This is a genomic window from Streptomyces sp. NPDC030893 (assembly GCF_055571535.1).
In genome coordinates, this window is record NZ_JBVIFC010000008.1 from 122,041 (window position 1) to 142,890 (window position 20,850).

The 20,850-nt window shown below is 70.9% G+C and carries 16 protein-coding genes; 3 read left to right on the forward strand and 13 right to left on the reverse strand.

Going from position 1 to position 20,850, the window contains the following annotated elements:
• Nucleotides 1–11: 11 nt before the first annotated feature.
• From ACZ434_RS17525 to ACZ434_RS17545, 5 genes are all read right to left on the reverse strand, one after another.
• Nucleotides 12–851 carry a carbohydrate ABC transporter permease gene (locus tag ACZ434_RS17525; RefSeq protein ID WP_468456627.1) on the reverse strand — a complete coding sequence of 280 codons (840 nt, stop codon included), beginning with the start codon at nt 849–851 and terminating at the stop codon, nt 12–14.
• Nucleotides 848–2,215, reverse strand: coding sequence for an ABC transporter permease (locus tag ACZ434_RS17530; RefSeq protein WP_468456629.1), 1,368 nt, complete (start codon nt 2,213–2,215; stop codon nt 848–850). Before ACZ434_RS17530 ends, ACZ434_RS17525 begins: the two co-directional genes overlap by 4 nt.
• 5 nt (nt 2,216–2,220) lie before the next feature.
• Entirely contained in the window at nt 2,221–3,549 is a 1,329-nt protein-coding gene (locus ACZ434_RS17535) for an ABC transporter substrate-binding protein (RefSeq protein WP_468456912.1), read from the reverse strand.
• A 44-nt stretch (nt 3,550–3,593) separates the two neighbouring features.
• Nucleotides 3,594–5,213 (reverse strand): glycoside hydrolase family 13 protein, encoded by a 1,620-nt coding sequence (locus tag ACZ434_RS17540; RefSeq protein ID WP_468456631.1) that lies wholly within the window; start codon nt 5,211–5,213, stop codon nt 3,594–3,596.
• A 209-nt stretch (nt 5,214–5,422) separates the two neighbouring features.
• Nucleotides 5,423–6,694: an ABC transporter substrate-binding protein gene (locus tag ACZ434_RS17545; RefSeq protein WP_468456633.1), complete on the reverse strand. Its 1,272-nt coding sequence runs from the start codon at nt 6,692–6,694 to the stop codon at nt 5,423–5,425.
• A gap of 127 nt (nt 6,695–6,821) precedes the next feature.
• On the opposite strand from ACZ434_RS17545, the gene ACZ434_RS17550 reads away from it, so the two are divergent.
• From ACZ434_RS17550 to ACZ434_RS17560, 3 genes are read left to right on the forward strand one after another with little or no spacing between them, the layout of a single operon-like run.
• Complete coding sequence (locus tag ACZ434_RS17550) at nt 6,822–7,337, forward strand: PadR family transcriptional regulator (RefSeq protein ID WP_468456635.1); 516 nt, start codon at nt 6,822–6,824, stop codon at nt 7,335–7,337.
• Nucleotides 7,334–8,086 (forward strand): ABC transporter ATP-binding protein, encoded by a 753-nt coding sequence (locus ACZ434_RS17555; RefSeq protein WP_468456637.1) that lies wholly within the window; start codon nt 7,334–7,336, stop codon nt 8,084–8,086. The genes ACZ434_RS17550 and ACZ434_RS17555 overlap by 4 nt, the downstream gene beginning before the upstream one ends.
• 40 nt (nt 8,087–8,126) lie before the next feature.
• Nucleotides 8,127–10,409, forward strand: coding sequence for an ABC transporter permease (locus ACZ434_RS17560; RefSeq protein ID WP_468456639.1), 2,283 nt, complete (start codon nt 8,127–8,129; stop codon nt 10,407–10,409).
• A 185-nt stretch (nt 10,410–10,594) separates the two neighbouring features.
• On the opposite strand, the gene ACZ434_RS17565 is transcribed toward ACZ434_RS17560, so the two are convergent.
• The 8 genes from ACZ434_RS17565 to ACZ434_RS17600 form a co-directional block, all read right to left on the reverse strand.
• Entirely contained in the window at nt 10,595–11,368 is a 774-nt protein-coding gene (locus ACZ434_RS17565) for a hypothetical protein (protein WP_468456641.1), read from the reverse strand.
• A gap of 160 nt (nt 11,369–11,528) precedes the next feature.
• Complete coding sequence (gene pgi / locus ACZ434_RS17570; RefSeq protein ID WP_468456643.1) at nt 11,529–13,181, reverse strand: glucose-6-phosphate isomerase; 1,653 nt, start codon at nt 13,179–13,181, stop codon at nt 11,529–11,531.
• Nucleotides 13,182–13,287: 106 nt separating this feature from the next.
• Nucleotides 13,288–13,623 carry an RNA polymerase-binding protein RbpA gene (locus tag ACZ434_RS17575; RefSeq protein ID WP_078066843.1) on the reverse strand — a complete coding sequence of 112 codons (336 nt, stop codon included), beginning with the start codon at nt 13,621–13,623 and terminating at the stop codon, nt 13,288–13,290.
• Nucleotides 13,624–13,833: 210 nt separating this feature from the next.
• The gene (gene secG, locus ACZ434_RS17580) at nt 13,834–14,064 is read right to left on the reverse strand and encodes a preprotein translocase subunit SecG (RefSeq protein WP_468456915.1); all 231 of its coding nucleotides are present in this window, start codon (nt 14,062–14,064) and stop codon (nt 13,834–13,836) included.
• A gap of 113 nt (nt 14,065–14,177) precedes the next feature.
• A complete protein-coding gene (gene tpiA / locus ACZ434_RS17585; RefSeq protein ID WP_468456645.1) occupies nt 14,178–14,954 on the reverse strand; it encodes a triose-phosphate isomerase in 777 nt (258 codons plus the stop codon).
• 6 nt (nt 14,955–14,960) lie between these two features.
• Nucleotides 14,961–16,172, reverse strand: a complete 1,212-nt coding sequence (locus ACZ434_RS17590; protein ID WP_468456648.1) for a phosphoglycerate kinase — start codon at nt 16,170–16,172, stop codon at nt 14,961–14,963.
• 161 nt (nt 16,173–16,333) lie between these two features.
• Nucleotides 16,334–17,341, reverse strand: a complete 1,008-nt coding sequence (gene gap, locus ACZ434_RS17595) for a type I glyceraldehyde-3-phosphate dehydrogenase (RefSeq protein WP_468456650.1) — start codon at nt 17,339–17,341, stop codon at nt 16,334–16,336.
• 226 nt (nt 17,342–17,567) lie between these two features.
• A complete protein-coding gene (locus tag ACZ434_RS17600) occupies nt 17,568–20,522 on the reverse strand; it encodes a M14 family metallopeptidase (RefSeq protein ID WP_468456652.1) in 2,955 nt (984 codons plus the stop codon).
• Nucleotides 20,523–20,850 lie beyond the last annotated feature (328 nt).

Below are 20,850 nucleotides of genomic sequence, written 5' to 3' on the forward strand. Positions count from 1 at the left end.
CCGCCCCACCCCTACTTCACCGACCCCGCCATAACCCCCTGCACGAAGTGCCGCTGAAACGCGAAGAACACGACCACCGGCACGATCAACGACAAGAACGCCCCCGGCGCGAGCACATCGACATTGCTCCCGAACTGCCGAATCTGCGACTGCAACTGCACAGTCAACGGCTGCGAAGAACTGTCCGCGAACAACAACGCCACCAGCATGTCGTTCCACACCCACAGGAACTGGAAGATCGCGAGCGAGGCGATCGCCGGCCGCCCCACGGGCAGCACCAGCCGGGTGAAGATCCGCCACTCGCTCCCCCCGTCCATCCGCGCGGCCTCCAGCATCTCCTTCGGCATCTCCGCGAAGTAGTTCCGCAGCAGGAACACCGCGAACGGCAGCCCGTACGCCACATGGAAGAGCACGACACCGGGGATCGTCCCGAACAGCCCGAGCTGCCCGAAGAGTTTGGCGACGGGCAGCAGCCCGATCTGCACGGGCACCACCAACAGCGCGACCACGACCAGGAACACGGGTTCACGCCCCGGGAAGTCCAGCCAGGCGAAGGCGTATCCGGCGAGCGCGGCGACCACCACGACCAGCACGGTCGTCGGCACCGAGATCAGCACGGTGTTCCAGAACGCCTGGGTGATGCCCGAGTTCTCCAGCAGCGCCGAGTAGTTGTCGAAGGACAGCTCCCCCGGGCTGGTGAAGACGGTCCACCAGCCGCCCTTGGCCGTGTCCTCGGCCGACCGCAGCGAGGAGAGGAACAGACCGGCCAGCGGGGTCATCCACACCAGCCCGACGACCACCAGGAAGGCCTGCACCACCGTGTTGCCCAGCGCGCGCCGCACCGCGTTCATCGTTCACTCCTTCGGAAACGGCGGACGTTGAAGACCATGGCCGGGATGACCAGGAGCAGCAGCAGGACGCCGAGCGCGCTGCCCAGCCCCTGGTTGTTGCCGCCGCCGAACGACACCAGCCACATCTGTGTCGCCAGCACGGTCGCGTCCGCCTGCACGGGTCCGGGCGCGATGATGTAGACGAGGTCGAAGACCTTCATCACGTTGATCACCAGCGTCACGAAGACGACCGTCAGCACCGGTGCCAGCAGCGGGACGGTGATCCGGCGGAAGATCTGCCATTCGTTGGCGCCGTCCATGCGGGCCGCTTCCAGGGCGTCCCGGGGCAGGGCGGCGAGCCCCGCGCCGATCAGCACCATCGCGAACCCGGTCCAGATCCACAGGTACGCCCCGATGATCGCGGGCGTGACGAGCGCCGGGCCGAGCCAGGAGATGCCGTCGTAGGGCGCGGCGAAGTTCGACGACGGCAGCCTCAGGGCGTACGAGCCGCTGTCCAGGCCCGTGAACCGGAAGGAGCCGTCGGCCGCGGTGGTCGTCCGCGCGACCGTCCCGCCGTCCCGCACCGCTTCGACCGTGACGCCGGGCAGCCCGCTCTCCTCCCGGTCGACGACGCCCGGTTCGCCTCCGCCGCCGGGGGTGAAGTCGAGGTAGACCACGCCGCGCACCTCGTCGGCGCCGGCCTTCCCGGCCGCCGCCGCGGAGGCGGGTTCGGCGTCGCCCGGCAGGTCCTTGGGGGCGACGCCGACCAGCCCCAGCGCCGCCGTCGTACCGCCGGGTGAGACGTCCGCGCCGGTGCTGTACGACCCGTCCGTCCCCTTGGTCAGCCCCTCGCCGTCACGCGCCCGGGCGGCCGGGTAGGAGGAGCTGCCCCGGAAGGCGTCGTGGACGGAGACGACGGCGGCGTTGAGGACGCCCTTGTCCGGGTCCTCGTCGTAGGCGAGCCGGAAGATGATGCCGGCGGCGAGGAAGGACACCGCCATCGGCATGAACAGCAGAAGCTTGAAGGCGGTGGCCCAGCGGACCTTCTCCACCAGGACGGCCAGGATCAGGCCGAGCCCGGTGAGCAGGGTGGGCGCGACGACGACCCAGACGGCCGTGTTGCGGATGGCCGTGAGGGTGGTCGGGTCGCGGAACATCTCGGCGTAGTTCTCCCCGCCGACGAACTCGTTGCCGGTGGCGTCGAAGAGGCTGCGGCCGACGGAGAACAGCACGGGGTAGACGACCAGCGCGCCCAGCAGGAGCAGCGCGGGGAACACGAACAGCAGGGCGATGACCCGCCCCCGACGGCGCAGGCGGCGGCCGCGCGCGCCGTCGGGGTGCACAGGTGCCGGAGGGCTCGCCTCTTTCACCACGGTGGCGGTCATGGCCGTCAGTTCCCGTAGGCCTTGGCGGCGGCGGCCTCGAGTTCGGCCGCGGTCTTCGCCGGGTCGGCCGGGTCGCGCAGGAAGTCCTGGAGGATCTTCCACTCACCGGCGCCCTTGGTGCCGCCGAAGGCCGCGGGGGCCTGGTCGGACATGTCGAAGCGGACCGAGTCACCGGCGGCGATCAGGGACTCGGCGGTGGCGCGGGTGACGTCGTCGCCGTAGGAGGAGAGGTCGAGCTTCTTGTTCGGGGAGAGGAAGCCGCCCGCCTCGGCCCACACGGCGGCGGCCTCGGGGCTCGCCAGGTACTCCAGGAGCGCCATGCCGGCCTTGCCGTTCTTGCCGTCCTTGAGGACGACGGCCGCGTCGCCGCCGCTGACCACGGGCGCCTCGCCGTCACCGACCGGCGGGAAGGGGAAGAAGTTCGCGTCGGTGCCGATGGCCTTGCCGAACTGGTCCTTGGCGACACCGGCGACGAAGTCGCCCTCGTAGACCATGGCGGCCTCGGCCTCGGGGCCGAAGACCTTCTCCACGGATCCGGGGAAGTCGGTGTTGAGGGCTCCCTTCTGGCCGCCGGCGATGAGCTGCTTGTCCTTGAAGAGCGTGCCGAGGGTGGTGAGCGCCTCGACCACCGTCGGGTCGGTCCACTTGATCTCGTGTGCGGCGAGGGCGTCGTACTTCTCGGGTCCGGCCTGGGAGAGGTAGACGTTCTCGAACCAGTCGGTGAGGGTCCAGCCGTCCTGTCCGGCGACGGAGAAGGCGGCGAGTCCGGAGTCGGAGACGGTCCGTCCGTCCTCCAGCATGGCGTCGAACGTCTTCGGCGGGGTGACGCCGGCCTGTTCGAGGGCTTCGGGGCTGTACCAGACGGTCGACTTGTGGGCGGCCTTGAAGTAGAGGCCGTACAGGGTGCCGTCGACGCTGCCGTAGTTCCGCCAGACCTCGGCGAAGTTCTCGCCCACCGTGGCGGTGACCTTCTTGTCGAGCGGCTTGAGCCAGCCGTTCTCGGCGAACTGCTTGAGCACGCCGACCTGCGGGACCATCACGACGTCGGGGGCGGTGCCGCCCTCGATCTTGCTGCCGACGACGGTGGAGACGTTGTCGCCGGTGGAGACGAACTGGGTCCTGGCGCCGGTCTTCTCGGTGAAGGCGTCGAGCACCTTCTGGAAGTTCTTCTGCTCGCTGCCGGACCAGACGCCGGCCACGGTGACGGTCTGGCCGTCGAGCGACTTGTCGCCGCCGCCGGCCGCGACGGGCTCGCCGCCGCCGCAGGCGGTGGCGCCGAGCGCGAGGACGAGGGCGGTGCATCCGGTGAGCAGGGTGGTACGTCGTCGCATCATCATCGATGTCCCTTCGGGATACGGGAGTTGACCGGACTTGCTTCTCAGGAGCCGTCGATCCACCAGGCGGCGGTGGAGCCGGGGAGCACTCCGGGCGGGCAGGGCCCGCTGGCGAGCAGCGGGGTGCCGGGGACCGGAGCGGGTACGGGGGCGGTGCCGAAGTTGACGGCGCAGACCAGGTCGTGGCCTCGGGCGAAGGCGAGGACGCCGGGCTGGGTGTCCAGCCAGCGCAGGGTGCCCTCGCCCAACTGCTCCAGGGCGGCGCGTAGTTGCAGACCGTCGCGGTACAGGTGCCAGGAGGAGCGGGTGTCGGCGAGGGCGCGGTGCGTGGCGTATTCGGCGAAGTACTCGGGCTGCGGCAGCCAGGGTTTGGCGAGGGCACCGGAGGTGAAGCCGAACGGGGAGGCCTGCCCCGACCAGGGCAGCGGCACCCTGCATCCGTCGCGTATGCGGGCCCGGTTGCCGGTGCGGCGGAAGATCGGGTCGGTGAGGACGTCGTCGGGCAGGTCGACGACCTCGGGCAGGCCCAGTTCCTCGCCCTGGTAGATGTAGGCGGCGCCGGGGAGGGCCAGCATGAGGAGGGCGGCGGCTCTGGCCCGGGCGGCGCCGAGGCCGCTGCCCTCGGGGGCGGGTTCGCCGTAGCGGGTGACGGTGCGGACCTGGTCGTGGTTGTTGAGGACCCAGGTGACGGTCGAGCCGGTGCCGGCGATGTCCTGCATGGCCTCGGAGATGACCTTGCGGAAGGCGTCGGCGTCCCAGGGGGCGCCGAGCAGGTCGAAGAAGAAGGCCTGGTGGAGTTCGTCGGCGCGGACGTAGCGGGCGTGTTCGCGGGCGGTGGGCACGGAGACCTCGCCGACCAGGAGCCGTTCCCGGCCGTCGCGGGCGGTGTACTCCTCGCACACCGCGCGCCAGTGCCGCCACACCTCGTGCACCTCGGGCTGGTTCCAGGCGAGCGGGTTGACCGAGTCGCGGGTGCGGGCGTCGGCCTCCGGGTCCGGGGAGTCGGGCAGTTCCGGGTGCTTGAACAGGCCGGCGGCGACGTCGATGCGGAAGCCGTCGACGCCCCGGTCCAGCCAGAAGCGCAGGGTGCGGTCGAACTCGGCGGCGACCTCGGGCTCGCGCCAGTTCCAGTCCGGCTGTTCGGGCGTGAACATGTGCAGGTACCACTGGCCGGGACGGCCGTCGGGCTCGGTGACGCGGGTCCAGGCGGGGCCGCCGAACATGGCGTGCCAGTTGTTGGGCGGCTCGGCGCCGTCCGGTCCGCGGCCCTCGGCGAAGTGGAAGCGGGCGCGCCCGGGGCTGCCGGGGGCGGCGGCGAGGGCCTCACGGAACCAGGGGTGCTCGACGGAGCAGTGGTTGGGGACGATGTCCAGCAGCACCTTGATGCCGAGGCGGCGGGCGGCGGCCACCAGCCGGTCGAACTCGGCGAGGTCGCCGAAGACCGGGTCCACGTCGCGGTAGTCGGCCACGTCGTAGCCGTGGTCGTGCTGCGGCGAGGGGTAGAAGGGGCTCAGCCAGATCCCGTCCACGCCGAGCTTCTTCAGGTAGGGCAGTCCCGCCCTGACCCCGGCGAGATCGCCGATGCCGTCACCGGTGCTGTCCAGGAAGCTGCGGACGTACACCTGGTAGATCACCGCGTCACGCCACCAGTAGTGCCTGTTCACCCCATTGACCCGTCTGTGAGGAGCGCTGTTCGTTATGCATGCATGTTAGGTAGGGGTGTCGAGACGGTGTCAATGAAGTCGCCCAAGCTACCGGGCGGTTGCCGTCGACGTATAGGGAGATAAGAGGATGTAACGGGCACAGTTGAGATGTCGGCGTTACCTAACAAGTAACTAGCAGCCCGGTGACGGGAAGGTGTCCGCTTCTCGGTCTAGCGCGAGGAGACGGCGGCGAGCTCGCCCGCCAGTCGGCGCACCGCGGCCTCGGGCGTCTGCCGCCCGGTCATCGCGTCGTGCACCACCGCCTGCACCACCAGGCTCACCTGGTCGTAGTGCGGGCTCTTGGGGCGCGGAGCGGCGGCGCGCACGCTCTCGCGCAGGGTCGGCAGGTAGGGGAACCGCCGGACCAGTTCGGGATCGTCGTACAGGTCGGCCCGTACGGGCGGCAGCGCGCCGCGGGTGAGCACCTGGCGCTGGACGCGCTCGCTGGTGAGGTACGCGATGAGGCGCGCGGCGGAGTCGGGGTGCCGGGCGTGGCTGCTGACGGCCAGGTTGGAGCCGCCCAGCACGCTGGTGCCCGGACCGTCGGGCCCCGGCAGCGGTACGGCACCGACCTTGCCGGCGACCGCGGAGCCCGGCCCGGAGGCGGCGACGTAGGCGTAGGGCCAGTTGCGCAGGAAGAGCAGCCTGCCGTCCTGGAAGGCCTGCTTGGACTCCTCCTCCTTGTACGTCAGCGCCTCTTCGGGTATCCAGCCCTCACGGATGCCGCGGGCCAGGAAGCCGATGCCCTCCCGGGCCGCGCGGGAGTTCACGGTGACCCGTTCGCCCTCGTCGCCGAGGACGGTGCCGCCCGCCGAGTAGACGGCCTCGGCCGCGTTGACGGTCAGACCCTCGTAGGGGAGGAACTGGCCCGCGTAGCCGCCGAGTCCGTGCTCGGGGGCGAGGGTCTTCGCGGTGTGCTCCAGCTCGGCCCAGGTGCGCGGCGGGGGGACGCCCGCCGCGTCGAGGACGTCCTTGCGGTACAGCAGCAGCCCGGCGTTGGTGACGTAGGGGACGGCGTACAGCCGGTCGTCGTAGGTCGCGGTGCCCACGACCGGGGGCAGGAAGGTGCCGAGCGGGAAGCGGTCACGGGGCAGCGGGCTGATCCACCCGGCGGCCGCGAACTCCGAGGTCCAGCTGACGTCGATGTTGAGCACGTCGAACCGGCCGCGCTCACCGCCGCGCAGGTCGGTGATCATCTGTGCGCGGGTCTCGTCGGCGGAGTCCGGCAGCTCGACGAGGGTGACCTGCTCGCCGGGGTGCGTGCGGTTCCAGCCGTCGAGCACGGTGCCGAGATAGCCGGTGAGGTCCCCGGCGGTGGCCAGGGTGAGCGGTCCGCGACCGCTCCCGGCCGCCTCTCCCGCCCCGGCTCCGGAGGCGACGTAACCGGTCAGGACCACGACCAGGACGAGGAGGCCCCTACCCGCGGCATGGATCCACCGCATAGGTTCCTCCCTGTACACCGGCACCCGGGCACCCTTGCCGGGGTCAGAGGCCATGTATACCCGTTAGGTATGGGCGATACTAGGGCCTGCGGCACATTGCCCACAGGACGCGAGGAGGAGAGCACGAGTGCGGCTGCCCCTCCTGGCGCTGCTCGCCCGTGGCCCGGCCCACGGCTATGAGCTCAAGCAGGACCTTGAGCAACTGCTGGGCTCCGCGTACCCTCAGCCGAACGTCGGCCAGATCTACGTCACCCTCGGCCGCCTCGAGAAGACCGGACTGATCGAGGGCGAGGACATCGAGCAGTCGAGCCGGCCCAACAAGAAGGTCTACCACCTCACCGACGCCGGGCGGGAGGCGCTGCGCGCCTGGTACGAGGAGACGGCGGACGAACCGCGGGTGCGGGACGAGTTCTTCATGAAACTGGCCCTGGCCCCGCAGACCGGTCTCGCCGACCAGATCGCCCTGATCAACAGACAGCGGCGCCAGTATCTGAACACCATGCGGCAGCTGTCGAAGCTGGCCGCCGCCGAGGACCGGGACAACCGCATCTCCCATCTGCTGATCGAGGGCGCGATGCTGCATCTGCAGGCCGACCTCGACTGGCTGGAACGGTGCCAGGAAGAGCTGGAGGAGCTTCAGTGAGCGAGCACACCGCTGAAGTGCTGCGCGCCGAAGGCCTGGTCAAGACGCACCACGGCGAGGGCGCCCCGGCGCATGCCGTGCGCGGGGTCGACCTGCGGGTGGCGCGGGGCGAGTTCGTGGCGATCACCGGCCCGTCCGGAGCCGGCAAGTCGACGCTGCTGCATCTGCTCGGCGGGCTCCAGCGCCCGGACGCGGGCAGCATCTGGCTGGACGGCGAGTGCACCGACGGCTACGGCGAGGCCCGCTGGGCGGTGGAGCGCCGCAGGCGCATCGGGATCGTCTTCCAGTTCTTCAACCTCGTCTCCGATCTGTCGGTCGCCGACAACGTGGAGCTGCCCGCCCTGCTCGCCGGGGTCGCTCCGAGGAAGGCCCGCGCCGGGCGGGAGGAACTCCTCGCCGAGCTCGGACTCGCGGGCAAGGAGCGCAGCATGCCGGGCGAGCTGTCCGGCGGTGAGCAGCAGCGGGTCGCGCTCGCGCGGGCGCTGGTCAACCATCCGCCGCTGCTGCTGGCCGACGAACCGGCGGGCAGCCTGGACAGCAAGGGCACCCGCGAGGTGATGCGGCTGCTGTCCCGCTTCCACCAGCGCGGGCAGACGATCCTGCTGGTCACGCACGACGCCCGGCTGGCGAGCGCCGCGGACCGGGTGATCAGCTTCTTCGACGGCCGGATCGCCGACGACGCGGAGCTGGACGGCGGCACACCGCCGCGCCGGACCGGGATATCGGGTGTGCTGGAGCTAAAGGACTGACATGCGCCGTCACGACCGTCGTCCGAGGGACTGACCGCCGGTGCGGGCGACCCTGCGCTGGGCGCACTCCGATCTGCGCACGCACCGCGGCGAGGCGCTGTTCCTGGTGCTCGCCACCGCGGGCATCGTCGCGTCCCTGCTGCTGGCCGCGGCCCTGTTCGGCTACGCCACCAACCCCTGGCAGCGGGTCTTCACGCAGGCGCGGGGCGCGCACGTCACGCTGCACACCACCACCGCCGCCGATGCCGGGAAGCTGGCCCGTCTGGACGGGGTGGAGTCGGTCGCCGGCCCCTACCCGACGGCCTCCGTCACGCTCGCCTCGCAGGGCGGCCGTGCCTCCGTGGAACTGCGCGGCACTCCGGCCAGGCCCGGGGTGGGCCGCCCGCTGATCACCTCCGGGCACTGGCTGGACCCGGCCACCCCGGACGGGGTGGTCCTGGAGAGCCGGCTCGCCCGGGCGCTGCTGACCGCCCCCGGTGACACGCTCACCGTGCCCGGCACCGCGCGGAGACTGACCGTGGTGGGGATCGCCGACAGCGCCGAGCCGCGCTACCGGCCGGGTGAGCGCACGGGCCTGGTGTGGGCCCTGCCCTCGGCCGTGCCGGAACCGGGCGGTCAGGTCGTCGGGCTGCGGCTGTCCGATCCGGGCGACACCGGGTACGCGGTGCAGCGGGCGGTGACCGAGCTGGGCGCCGGGGCGATCGGCGAGGTGGCCACCTGGCAGCAGGCACGCGCCGAGGCGCAGGGCGACAACCGGCTGCTCGGGCAGGTGCTCGGCCTGTTCGGTCTGGGCGCGCTGGTCGCCGCCGGGTTCGCCGTGCACGGGGCGATCGCCACCCGGATCCGGGGCCATCTGCGGGATCTGTCCATCCTCAAGGCGATCGGTTTCACGCCCGGCCAGGTCGTCCGGGTCTTCGTGCTCCAGCACCTGGTCTACGCCCTGCTCGGAGCGGTGGCCGCCGCCGCGCTGACCGGGGCGCTGGGCGGCGCGGTGCCGGGTCGGCTCGGCGAGGCGGTCGAGGTGTGGCGGGGGCTGCCCGGGCACACCGTGGCGCTGTTCGCCGTACCGGCGGGGGCGGTGCTGTTCATCGGCGCCACCACCGGGCTGGCCGCCTGGCGGGCGGGACGGGTGCCGCCCGTGCCGGTGCCGCGGCCCGTGGCACCCCCGGCGGGGCGGCTGACCGGTGTGGCGCGGCGGGCGCTGGGAGCGGGGGTGCCACCGGCGCTGGTCCTGGGCTGGCACAAGGCGTTCACCCTCCGGCCGCGCTCGCTGGGCGCGGTGGGCAGGCTGGCGCTGCCGCTGCTGCTGATCGTGGTGGCGCTGAGCGCCTGGACCACCATCGACCGCTTCCACAGCAGTCCCGAGCGGATGGGGATGCCCACCGCGCTCGGTGTCCGCGCGGACGCCTCGCTGGGTGACCGGGAGGCCCGCGCGCTGCTGGAGCGCGATCCGCAGGTCGTCGCCGCCTACCCGGGCGTGGAGGTGGCCGCGCTGGTCCCGGGCCAGACCGCCACCATCGCCCTGCGCGGACTGGGCACCCACCGGGAGCCGTACCCGTTCACGCTGGCCGAGGGGCGCCCCGCGCGGGGGCCCGACGAGGCGGTGGCCGGGCAGGGGCTGCTCGATCTGCTGCACGTCCGGGTCGGCGACTGGGTGCGCATGACCGTCGGCGACCAGCCGCAGATCCTGCACATCGTCGGCCGCAGCATCGAACCGGAGAACGCCGGCCGGGTCATCTCCACCTCGCTGGACACCCTCCGCGCCAACGACCCGGACCTGCGGCCCAGCCTCTACCAGCTCCGGCTGGAGTCCGGCGCCGACCCGGAGGCGGTCGCCGCCCGGCTGGCCGAGGCGGGCCGGGGCCATCTGGACGTGCACACGGTGACCAATCCGGCGGACGGGCTGTCCCCGCTGCGCGCGGTCGTGCTGGGACTGGTCGTGGTCCTCGCGCTGATCGGGCTGATCGAACTGCTGACGGCGATCGGCGGCACGGTCCGCGAGGGCGAGCGCGATCTGCTGGCGCTCAAGGCCATCGGCCTCTCCCCCCGGCAGATCACCGCCGTCACGGTCACCGCCACCGCCGGTACGGCCCTGGTGGCGGTGGTGCTCGCCATGGCCCTGGGGCTGCCGCTGGCGCACTGGCTGATCAACGCCCAGGGGAGGTCGAGCGGCATCGGCGCCGGGATCGCCCAGGGGCCCTCCCCCGTACTCCTGCTGCTCGTCGGCACGGCCGCGGTGCTGGGTGCCGCCGCCCTCGCCGCGCTCCCGGCCGCACGCGCTGCCCGCCGCCGCCTCGCGGACACCCTGAGCGCGGCAGCCTGACCCGCATTCCGGGGGCGCTGCCTTCGAACCCCCGGCTCCGCAAACGCCGGAGGGGCTGATTCCAGCCCCTCTGGGGGTACCCCCTCCGGGGGAGTTTGAGGAGCGGGGTCTGGGGCGGAGCCCCAGGACGGGACGGGAAGGGGCGGCGGGGGCGAGGAAACCCTCGGCGCGACGACGTCAGCCGGTCAGCCGCCCCCACCCCGGACATACGGATTCCCCTGGGGCGGCACATGCGGCAGCCCCGCCGGCGGCACGGGCGGAGGCATCGGCGGCGGCATCGGCGGCAGACTCACCGGATGCGCCCCCAGCCGAACCCCGTAGCGCCGCTTCAGCCGCCCCACCTCCGCGAGGGCGATCGCCGAGACGGTCACCGGTGCGCCGAGGATGAAGACGATGCCCATGGTGAGGCTGAGCCCGTGCAGATCGCCGGTGACGAGGTCGGGGATCGCCATCAGCCAGGTGGTCACCGTGGCGAGCAGCGCGGGCAGACAGCGGTGCACCGCGGCCGTGCCGAAGAAGTTGCCGGAGACGCGCACGGCGCCGGAGGCGACGAAGACGAGCATCCACATCATGGCCGCGCCCACCCCCAGGATCATCAGGGGGTTGCCCCCGGCGGCGCTCGTCGACTGCACCAGCAGCACCAGTGCGACCACGCAGCCGATGAACAGCAGCAGCAGCTTGAGGGAGTTGAGAAGCGGCACCTTCAACTGCCGCACGGTACCGGTGCCCCGCCAGACGAAGAGCATCACGCCGACCGTCAGCGGGGTGAGCAGGAGCAGCACCGCCGAGGCGGTCAGCGCGTTCTCCAGCAGCTCCGTGACCTGGAAACCGCCCTCCAGGACGGTGTAGACGCCGATGGACGCGACCGCTCCGGCGATGACCCGGACGCGCTTGAGCCGCTCGATGGACGGGTCGAGCGACGGCGGGATCCACGCGGGGTGGAACACCGCCTTCGCCACGTGGTGGGGTTTCAGGAAGGTCCGGGCCCTGAGTGTGCCTCCGGTCCAACTTCCGGACGTACGTGCCACCTTGTGCTCCCCCGAGCGCTCGCTGCGATGATCGCCGGGGATTCTACGGTAAGCGGGCGGCCTCCTGCCGCCCGCTTGCGCCGCAGGGTGCTCACCGCCGCCCGCGCAGCTCCCGGTAGGTGGCGACGAGGGCCTTGGTGGAGGGGTCCAGGCCGGGAACGTCCGCGCCCTCGGTGAGGGCGGGCTCGACGCGCTTGGCGAGGACCTTGCCGAGTTCGACGCCCCACTGGTCGAAGGAGTCGATGTTCCAGATCGCGCCCTGCACGAACACCTTGTGCTCGTAGAGCGCGACGAGCTGGCCGAGCACGGACGGGGTGAGCTCGCGTGCCAGGATCGTGGTGGTGGGGTGGTCGCCCTTGAACGTCTTGTGCGGGACGAGTTCCTCCGGCACGCCTTCGCCGCGCACCTCGTCCGGGGTCTTGCCGAAGGCGAGGGCCTGGGTCTGCGCGAAGAAGTTGGCCATCAACAGGTCGTGCTGCGCCTTGAGTTCGTCACTCAGTTCGGCGACGGGCTCGGCGAAGCCGATGAAGTCGGCCGGGATCAGCTTCGTCCCCTGGTGGATCAACTGGTAGTAGGCGTGCTGCCCGTTGGTGCCCGGGGTGCCCCACACCACCGGCCCCGTCTGCCAGTCGACCTCGCGCCCGTCCCGGCCGACGTACTTGCCGTTGGACTCCATGTCGAGCTGCTGGAGGTAGGCGGTGAACTTCGACAGGTAGTGCGAGTACGGCAGCACCGCGTGCGACTGCGCGTCGTGGAAGTTGTTGTACCAGACGCCCAGCAGACCCAGCAGCAGCGGCACGTTGGACTCGGCGGGGGCGGTGCGGAAGTGCTCGTCGACGATGCGGAATCCGTCGAGCATCTCCCGGAAGCGGTCCGGGCCGATGGCGATCATCAGGGACAGCCCGATCGCCGAGTCGTAGGAGTAGCGTCCGCCGACCCAGTCCCAGAACTCGAACATGTTCGCCGTGTCGATGCCGAAGTCGGCGACCTTCTCCGCGTTCGTCGACAGGGCGACGAAGTGCCTGGCGACGGCGGCCTCGTCCTTCAGGGCGGCGAGCAGCCAGGTCCGCGCGGAGGTGGCGTTGGTGACCGTCTCGATGGTGGTGAAGGTCTTGGACGCGATGATGAACAGCGTCTCGGCCGGGTCCAGGTCCCGGGTCGCCTCGTGCAGGTCGGCGCCGTCGACGTTGGACACGAAGCGGACGGTGAGGTCGCGGTCGGTGAAGGCGCGCAGCGCCTCGTAGGCCATGGCGGGGCCGAGGTCGGAGCCGCCGATGCCGATGTTGACGACGGTGCGGATGCGCCTGCCGGTGTGGCCGGTCCACTCACCGGAGCGGACCCGGCCGGCGAAGTCGGCCATCTTGTCGAGGACGGCGTGCACGGCGGGGACGACGTTCTCCCCGTCGACCTCGATCACGGCGTCCCGCGGGGCACGGAGCGCGGTGTGCAGCACGGCACGGTTCTCGGTGGTGTTGATCTTCTCGCCGCGGAACATGGCGTCGCGCAGCCCGGACACATCGGTGGCGGCGGCCAACTCCCGCAGGAGCCTCAGGGTTTCACCGGTGACCAGATGCTTGGAGTAGTCGACGTACAGGTCACCGACCCGAAGGGTGTACCCGGTGCCCCGGCCGGGGTCGGCGGCGAAGAGCTCGCGCAGCCGCACCTCGCCGAGCTCCTCGCGGTGCTTGGCCAGTGCGGTCCACTCGGGCGTCTGGTTGAGCCTCGTACGGCCGTCTGCGTTCATCTCGGACTTCAGCCTTCTTCCTTGGGTGTCCCCGCTGTGCCGGCTGTTCCCAACCTAATTGATCAGCGGTGAAGAGGACCGAGGGTGTCCGGAGTCCGGGCCGGTACTAGATTTCGCCCCGCAGTTTGGCCAGGGCCTCGGCGAGGATCGCCTCGCCGTCCGCGTCGCTGCGACGCTCCCGCACATAGGCGAGGTGGGTCTTGTAGGGCTCGGTGCGCGGCGGGTCCGGGGGGTTGTCCCGGTCCTGCCCGGCCGGGAAGCCGCAGCGGGGGCAGTCCCAGGTATCGGGGACCTGCGCGTCGCTTGCGAAGCTCGGCTGTGTCTCGTGCCCGTTGGAGCACCAGAAGGAGACGCGCAGCCGCGGCGCGGACTCGCCGCGCTCGGCCTCGCCCATCGGCCCCGCCCCGACCCGGCTTCCCCGGATCGCGTTGCCACTTGCCACGGTCGTAACTCCCTGCGTGATGGTGCCGCGAAGCGAGTCGGCCTTCCGCTTCGCCGCGAGCGCCTCAGTCTACGTAAGGCCCAACGCGCGTCCAGTGATAGGAGTTACCTTTCCTCGCATCCAGACGCAAGCCCCATGATAGGCCGCGCTCAGCCACGCGTACCGAACATGGGGCCTTGACGGGAAATGCGAGCGGAAACCGCCCTCGGGTCAGTTGTTCACCTTCATCATGACGCCGAGCGCCACGATGCACGCGAACCAGAGCAGACCGACCACGACGGTGATCCGGTCGAGGTTGCGCTCGGCGACCGAGGAGCCGCCGACGGAGGACTGCATGCCACCACCGAACATGTCGGAGAGGCCGCCGCCCTTCCCCTTGTGCATCAGCACCAGCAGCATCAGCAGCAGGCTGAAGACGATCAGGGCGATGGAGAACCCCATAACCACGGCTGGACCAACTTCCTCGGATTCGGATGGACGACGCGGGGCCCAGCACACGACTGGACCCCGCAAGGGTACGACGGATCGGCCCTACGGCCTACTCCCGGTCCGGCTCACTGATCACGGAAACGGACGATCTTGACGAACTCGTCGGCGTCCAGCGAGGCGCCGCCGACCAGGGCACCATCGATGTCGGCCTGCGCCATGATCTCGGCGACGTTGCCGGACTTGACCGAGCCGCCGTACTGGATACGGACGCGGTCGGCCAGCTCCTGGGTGTAGAGCTCGGCGATCTTGCCGCGGATGGCGGCGCAGACCTCCTGGGCGTCCCCGGCGCCGCAGACCTTGCCGGTGCCGATGGCCCACACCGGCTCGTAGGCGATCACGATCGTCTCGGCCTGCTCGGCCGGGAGGTCCTTCAGGCCACCCTCGACCTGGGCGAGGGTGTGGGAGACGTGGTTGCCCGCCTCGCGGACCTCCAGCTCCTCGCCGACGCAGAGGATGGGCGTGATGCCGTGCTTGTAGGCGGCCTTCACCTTGGCGTTGACGATCTCGTCGGTCTCGGCGTGGTACTGCCGGCGCTCGGAGTGGCCGACGGCCACGAAGGCGCACTTCAGCTTGGCCAGCATGGAGCCGGAGATCTCGCCGGTGTAGGCGCCGCCGTCGTGCGCGGAGATGTCCTGGGCCCCGTACTTGATCTTCAGCTTGTCGCCGTCGACGAGGGTCTGCACGGAGCGCAGGTCGGTGAAGGGCGGCAGGACGGCGACCTCGACGGCCTCGTAGTCCTTGTCGGCCAGGGCGAAGGCGAGCTTCTGGACGTGGGCGATGGCCTCGAGGTGGTTGAGGTGCATCTTCCAGTTGCCCGCCATCAGCGGCGTACGGGTGGTCATTGAGGGTCAGTCCTCCAGTGCGGCGAGGCCGGGGAGCGTCTTGCCCTCGAGGTATTCGAGGGAGGCGCCGCCTCCGGTCGAGATGTGGCCGAATGCCTGCTCGTCGAAGCCCAGGGTACGGACCGCGGCGGCGGAGTCCCCGCCGCCCACCACGGTGAATCCCGGGGAGTCGATGAGGGCCTGGGCGACCGCCTTGGTGCCCTCGGCGTAGTCGGGGTGCTCGAAGACGCCCATGGGGCCGTTCCAGAAGACGGTGCCGGCGTCGGCGAGCTTCGAGGCGTACAGCGTGCGGGTCTCGGGACCGATGTCCAGGCCCATGTGGTCCGCCGGGATGGCGTCCGCGGCGACGGTGACGGGGTGGGACGGCGCCTTGGTCTTCATGTCGGGGAACTCGGCCGCGACCACGGTGTCGACCGGCAGGACCAGCTCGACGCCGTTCTTCTCGGCGCGCTCCAGGTACTCCCGGACGGCCGGGAGCTGGTCCTCCTGCAGCAGGGACGTGCCGATCTCGTGGCCCTGGGCCTTGAGGAAGGTGTACGCCATGCCGCCGCCGATGAGGATGCGGTCGGCCTTGCCGAGGAGCTGGTCGATGACGGCGAGCTTGTCGGAGACCTTGGCGCCGCCGAGGGCGACCACGTAGGGGCGCTTGACGTCGTCGGTGAGCCTCCTGAGCACGCCGACCTCGGTGGCGATGAGGTGGCCGGCGTAGTGCGGCAGCCGGGCGGGGAGGTCGAAGACCGAGGCGTGCTTGCGGTGCACGGCGCCGAAGCCGTCGCCCACGTACGCGTCGGCGAGGGCGGCCAGCCGGTCGGCGAAGGCGCCGCGCTCGGCGTCGTCCTTGCTGGTCTCTCCGGCGTTGAAGCGGAGGTTCTCGATGACCGCGACCTGTCCGTCGGCGAGTCCCGCGACGGTGGCGGTGGCGGACTCCCCGACGGTGTCGGTGGCGAAGGCGACGCCGGCGCCGAGGAGTTCGCCGAGGCGCGCGGCGGCCGGGGCGAGGGAGAAGGCGGGGTCCGGGGCGCCCTTGGGGCGGCCCAGGTGCGAGGCCACGACCACGCGGGCGCCGGCCTCGGCGAGCGCCCTGACGGTGGGCAGCACGGCGCGGATGCGGCCGTCATCGGTGATGGTGGTGCCGTCCAGCGGCACGTTGAGGTCGGCGCGGACGAAGACCTGCCTGCCCGCGACACCCTCGGAGAGGAGTTCGTCGATCGTCTTCATAGGGGCTCCCTGGCTAGAGCAACGTGATCGGCAACATGATCGGCAATGTGTTCGCTCGTGATCGGAAGAGGGCGTCCGCTCCGATACGTGCGTCAGGGCCCGGACGGCGCGTCGTCGCACCGTCCGAGCCCTGCACTCATATCAGGCCGTCCGCTCCACGCTCAGAGCTGGTTGCCCACGAAGACCGTCAGGTCGACGAGACGGTTGCTGTAGCCCCACTCGTTGTCGTACCAGCCGATGACCTTCACGCTCTTGCCCTCCTGGACCATGGTCAGGGAGGAGTCGAAGGTGCAGGACGCCGGGGCGTTGACGATGTCGGAGGAGACGATCGCGTCCTCGGTGTACTCGAGGTAGCCCTTCAGCTCGCCCTCGGCGGCCTTCTGGAAGGCGGCGTTGACCTCTTCCTTGGTGACCTCGCGGGAGAGCTCGACGACCAGGTCGGTGACGGAGCCGGTCGGGACCGGGACGCGCATGGCCATGCCGTCCAGCTTGCCCTTGAGCTGCGGCAGCACCAGCGCGGTGGCCTTCGCGGCACCGGTGGTGGTGGGGATGATGTTCTCGGCGGCGGCACGCGCGCGGCGCAGGTCCTTGTGCGGGAAGTCCAGGATGCGCTGGTCGTTGGTGTACGCGTGCACCGTCGTCATCAGGCCCTTGACGATGCCGAAGTTCTCGTCGAGGACCTTCGCCATCGGCGCCACGCAGTTGGTGGTGCAGGAGGCGTTGGAGATGACGTGGTGGTTCGCCGCGTCGTACTGGTCCTGGTTGACGCCCATGACGAGGGTGATGTCCTCGTTCTTCGCCGGGGCGGAGATGATGACCTTCTTGGCGCCGCCGGCGATGTGCTTCTCGGCGTCTTCCTTCTTGGTGAAGATGCCGGTCGACTCGATGACGATGTCGACGCCCAGCTCGCCCCACGGGATGTCGGCGGGGTTGCGCTCGGAGAGGACCTTGACCGTCTTGTCGCCGACGGTGATGGAGTCCTCGGTGTGGGAGACCTCCTGCTTGAGGCGGCCCAGAATGGTGTCGTACTTCAGCAGGTGTGCGGTGGTCGCCGTGTCGCCCAGGTCGTTGACGGCCACGATCTCGATGTCGGCGCCCTGCTCCAGCAATGCGCGGAAGTAGTTGCGACCGATGCGGCCAAACCCGTTGATGCCTACGCGGATCGTCACGAACCGATCTCCTCGTTGGTACGCCGGCTGTGACGCCGGCGAGCTGTATTTGGGATGTCCCCGACCACTGTCGACCCTACCTCTCCGGGGCCCCGGCCGTGACATCGAGTTGTCCCATACCCGGCAGTGCGGTACCTACCCGCCAGTAGGGCAGGTACCGCCCCGACCGAGGGACCCTTCTCACCCCATTTCGCTACGGATCACCGGCCCGCGCCGGCGTGCGGTGTCACCCGTCGAGGGCGTCCAGCGCCTTCCCGAGCAGCGCGGCCCGGTCGGCCGCCGAGGTCAGGTGCTCCAGGCCGAAGCCCAGCAGCACCGTGTCGTCGGTGGTGACCGCTCCATGGGTCCGGAACAGCTCTCCGGTGCGGGTCCAGTCCTTCAGTACGGCCGGGCTGCCGGCGGGCGGTCCGGAGACCTTCCAGACACCCAGGGAGGTCTCGAAACCCTCCGTCCCGGTGGCCGTGCCGCCGACGACCAGGGAGGCCTCGTCGGCGAGGACGCCGCGCCCTCCGCTGCCCGGGTCGGTGACATGGGCGAGGGACACCTCGACCGTCTTCCCGGCGTAGGCGCTCAGATCGAACTCCACCTGCTGCCAGCCGCCGGAGGACCCGGTCAGGCTGTTCCAGGACCCGGTGGTGCCGGTCGCGGCGCAGCCGTCGTCGGACAGCGTCAGGTAGTGCTCCAGCCAGGGGTGCCCGTCCAGGAGGAACCCGGCCGCGCACTCGGTGGGCACGGTGGTGCGGGTGGCACCGCCGGCCTCGGGCAGGGTCGTCCAGTCGTCCGCGCCGGCGGTGTGCGCCTCGACGACGGCGTGGTCGTAGCCGGGTTCGGTGTCCCACAGCAGCCGGCTGCGCAGGGCGGGCCGCTCGGCCGCCGTGACGTCCGTCAGGTCGATCGTGCGGGTGAGGCGCTTGTAGCCGTCGTCGGTGTGCACGGCGGCGGCCATGTACGAGCCGGCGTAGGGCCCGTACGGGTTGACCGTGCCCGGGAACCGTCCGGCACCGGCGCTCGCGAACTGCGGGTACCGGGCGGCGGGCAGTTCGTCCGAGGTGACGCCGTAGGCGCCGGCGTCGTCCAGCGGGTTGCCGGGCGTGTCGCCGAGCGGCCCGGTGAAGCCGTTCAGCTTGCCGGCGCCGGTGAATCCGGTGGCCCCGGGGGTGGAGGTGCGGCTGTAGGCGCCCAGGTAGTACTGGCTGAAGTCGTCGGAGAGGGCTCCGCCGCCGAGGTCGACGCTGCCGCCGGCCTGCTCGCCCGCCTCGATCAGCCGGCCGCCCTCGTTGAGGTGGGCCCGCAGCTGGAGCTGGGTGGCGACGCCCGGGGTGGCCGCGCCGGTGTGGTGCACGACGGTGCGGAAGTGGCTCAGCACGCCGAGCGCGTCCGGGGCGCCCTGCTCGGCGACGTCCCAGACCGCCGCGCGGTGGCCGTTGGCCCTGAGCGCGTCGACGTACCGCTGTGTGTGCGTGGCCTTCGCGCCCTCCTCGGAGACGACCAGGACGTCCGCGCGGGGGCGTTCGGCCACGGTGTAGGTGAAGCGCTCGCTCGCGACCTTCTTGCCCCGGCGGGCCTCGCCGGTGAACCACACCTCGACCGTGTCGCCGGGATCGCCGTGCCCGACCTTCGCCCGGTACTCGTCGAAGTAGAGGTTGTCCTCACCGCCGTACCGTTCGCCGCCCCTCCAGCGCCTGAGGTCCGCGTCGTGGGTACGGCCGCCGTTGACGCGGTACTTGAGCTCCTTGTCGCGTACGGACTTGCGGACGACGACGGAGACCTCCTGGCCGGCGCCGCGCGCGTACGACGTACCGAAGGCGGCCGGGGTGAAGTCCGCGGCCTCGGTGCCGACCGCGGAGGACGGCCGGTCGGGGTGGGCGGCGGACTCGGCGACGGAGAGCGCGAACGGGATGTTCTTGGCGAACTCCTGCTGGATCAGCTTCTCGTCGTCGGGGAAGTTGAAGCCCGACCGGCAGTCGCGCGCGTCCCACTCGTCGTCGGGGTCGGCGTCGGAGACGGTCTGGCAGGTCGACATCTCGGGGGTGAACATCGCCATGCCGTTGACGTTGGCCGCGTGGCCGTCGGCCTCACCGTTGGTGGTGTACAGCTCCGAGGAGAGCTGCGGGTGGTAGCCGGGGATGGCCGAGTTGCCGGGGGTTCCGGCGAGGGCCTCGTAGAGGACGTCGTCGGGGGTGGGGGTGGCGACCTGCCAGCCGACTCCGTAGAGGAGGAGTTCGGCGGCGGAGTGGTAGTTGATGCCGTAGGTGAAGCCGATGCGCTTCTGGAAGGCGTCGACGGCCTTGGTCTCGGGCTCGGAGCCGGGGGACGCGCCGCGGTAGGTCTGGCTGGTGGGGTGGGGGGACGAGCCCTCGTCGTCGTAGCCCCACTTGTAGGGGAAGTTGCGGTTGAGGTCGACGCCGTCGCCGGTGCCGATGACTCCGTCGCCGTTGACGTCCCGCATGTTCTTGCGCCACAGGCGGTTGGCGCCGTCGGTGAAGGTGTGGTCGTAGCCGTCGGGGTTGGCGGAGAGGACGAACCACAGCTCGGTGGTGTCGACGAGCTTCCTGATCCGTTTGTCCGTCCGGTACGTGTCCAGATAGTGGTGCATCAGCCGCCGGGTCATCTCGGGGGTGATCCACTCGCGCGCGTGCTGGTTGGACATGTAGAGGACGGCGGGCTTGGAGCCGTCCTTGGTCCGCTTGGCCTTCTTGGTGAGCTTCAGGGCGAGGATGTCCTTGCCCTGCACCGTCTTTCCGATGGAGACGACCTTGGTGAGGTCGGGGTGCTCCCGCGCGGTGCGCAGGATCTCCTCCTTGAGGCCGCCCTTTCCGCTGTACGGGCGGAACACGCCCTCGGCGGCGTCCTCCACCCGGCTCTCCGCGCGGGCGGAGAGGGTGTGCTCGGTGAGGTCGACGCCCTGCTTCTCCAGTTTCTGCGCCTGTCCGTCGGTGAGGTAGACCTCGACGGTGGCGGTGCCCCGGTCGGGCACCCGCTCGCCGAGCTCGTGGCCGTCCTGCCCGGCCGCCAGGAGCAGGGGCACCTGCTCCTGGCGGACCTCGGCGCGGAAGACCTTGACCTCCTCGGGGTCGGAGGCCACGGGGTCACCGGGCTGTGCCTGGGCGATGGGTGCGATGCTCGCTCCGCCGATCAGGAGCGTGCCGACAGCGAGGATCGATCTCGCTCTGTGTCTCATGAGCCCCCCAGAGAGTGGTCCGCCACAGCGGCGAACAGGTGCCAGGCTCATGACACAACATGATCGAGTCAAGGGCGCCATCGCGACACATGACAACCCTCTCCGCTCACCCGAGTGGCCGCCGACTCCGGGGTTCTGATCCCCCGTCGGAGGGTTCGGTGGTCGGATGCGGCGAGACCGCCGGGCGACTCGTCCGCGAGGTGAACCGGCCGCCAGGTGAACCGGCCCCCGGCCGACCGGACGGCCAACCGAACCGAGCGCCGGACAACGTGCCCTCAGGCGAACCGGCAGCCGGACAACCCGCCCGTCAGGTGAACCGACCGCCGGA

What these genes read in the sequence shown, in the direction of transcription:
- tpiA (WP_468456645.1), bottom strand. Translation starts at nt 14,954, where the DNA reads ATGACCACCCGTACGCCGCTGATGGCGGGCAACTGGAAGATGCACCTC.
- secG (WP_468456915.1), bottom strand. Translation starts at nt 14,064, where the DNA reads ATGGGGTTCTCCATCGCCCTGATCGTCTTCAGCCTGCTGCTGATGCTG.
- ACZ434_RS17535 (WP_468456912.1), bottom strand. Translation starts at nt 3,549, where the DNA reads ATGATGCGACGACGTACCACCCTGCTCACCGGATGCACCGCCCTCGTC.
- ACZ434_RS17545 (WP_468456633.1), bottom strand. Translation starts at nt 6,694, where the DNA reads ATGCGGTGGATCCATGCCGCGGGTAGGGGCCTCCTCGTCCTGGTCGTG.
- ACZ434_RS17530 (WP_468456629.1), bottom strand. Translation starts at nt 2,215, where the DNA reads ATGACCGCCACCGTGGTGAAAGAGGCGAGCCCTCCGGCACCTGTGCAC.
- ACZ434_RS17525 (WP_468456627.1), bottom strand. Translation starts at nt 851, where the DNA reads ATGAACGCGGTGCGGCGCGCGCTGGGCAACACGGTGGTGCAGGCCTTC.
- pgi (WP_468456643.1), bottom strand. Translation starts at nt 13,181, where the DNA reads ATGAACGCAGACGGCCGTACGAGGCTCAACCAGACGCCCGAGTGGACC.
- ACZ434_RS17590 (WP_468456648.1), bottom strand. Translation starts at nt 16,172, where the DNA reads ATGAAGACGATCGACGAACTCCTCTCCGAGGGTGTCGCGGGCAGGCAG.
- ACZ434_RS17600 (WP_468456652.1), bottom strand. Translation starts at nt 20,522, where the DNA reads ATGAGACACAGAGCGAGATCGATCCTCGCTGTCGGCACGCTCCTGATC.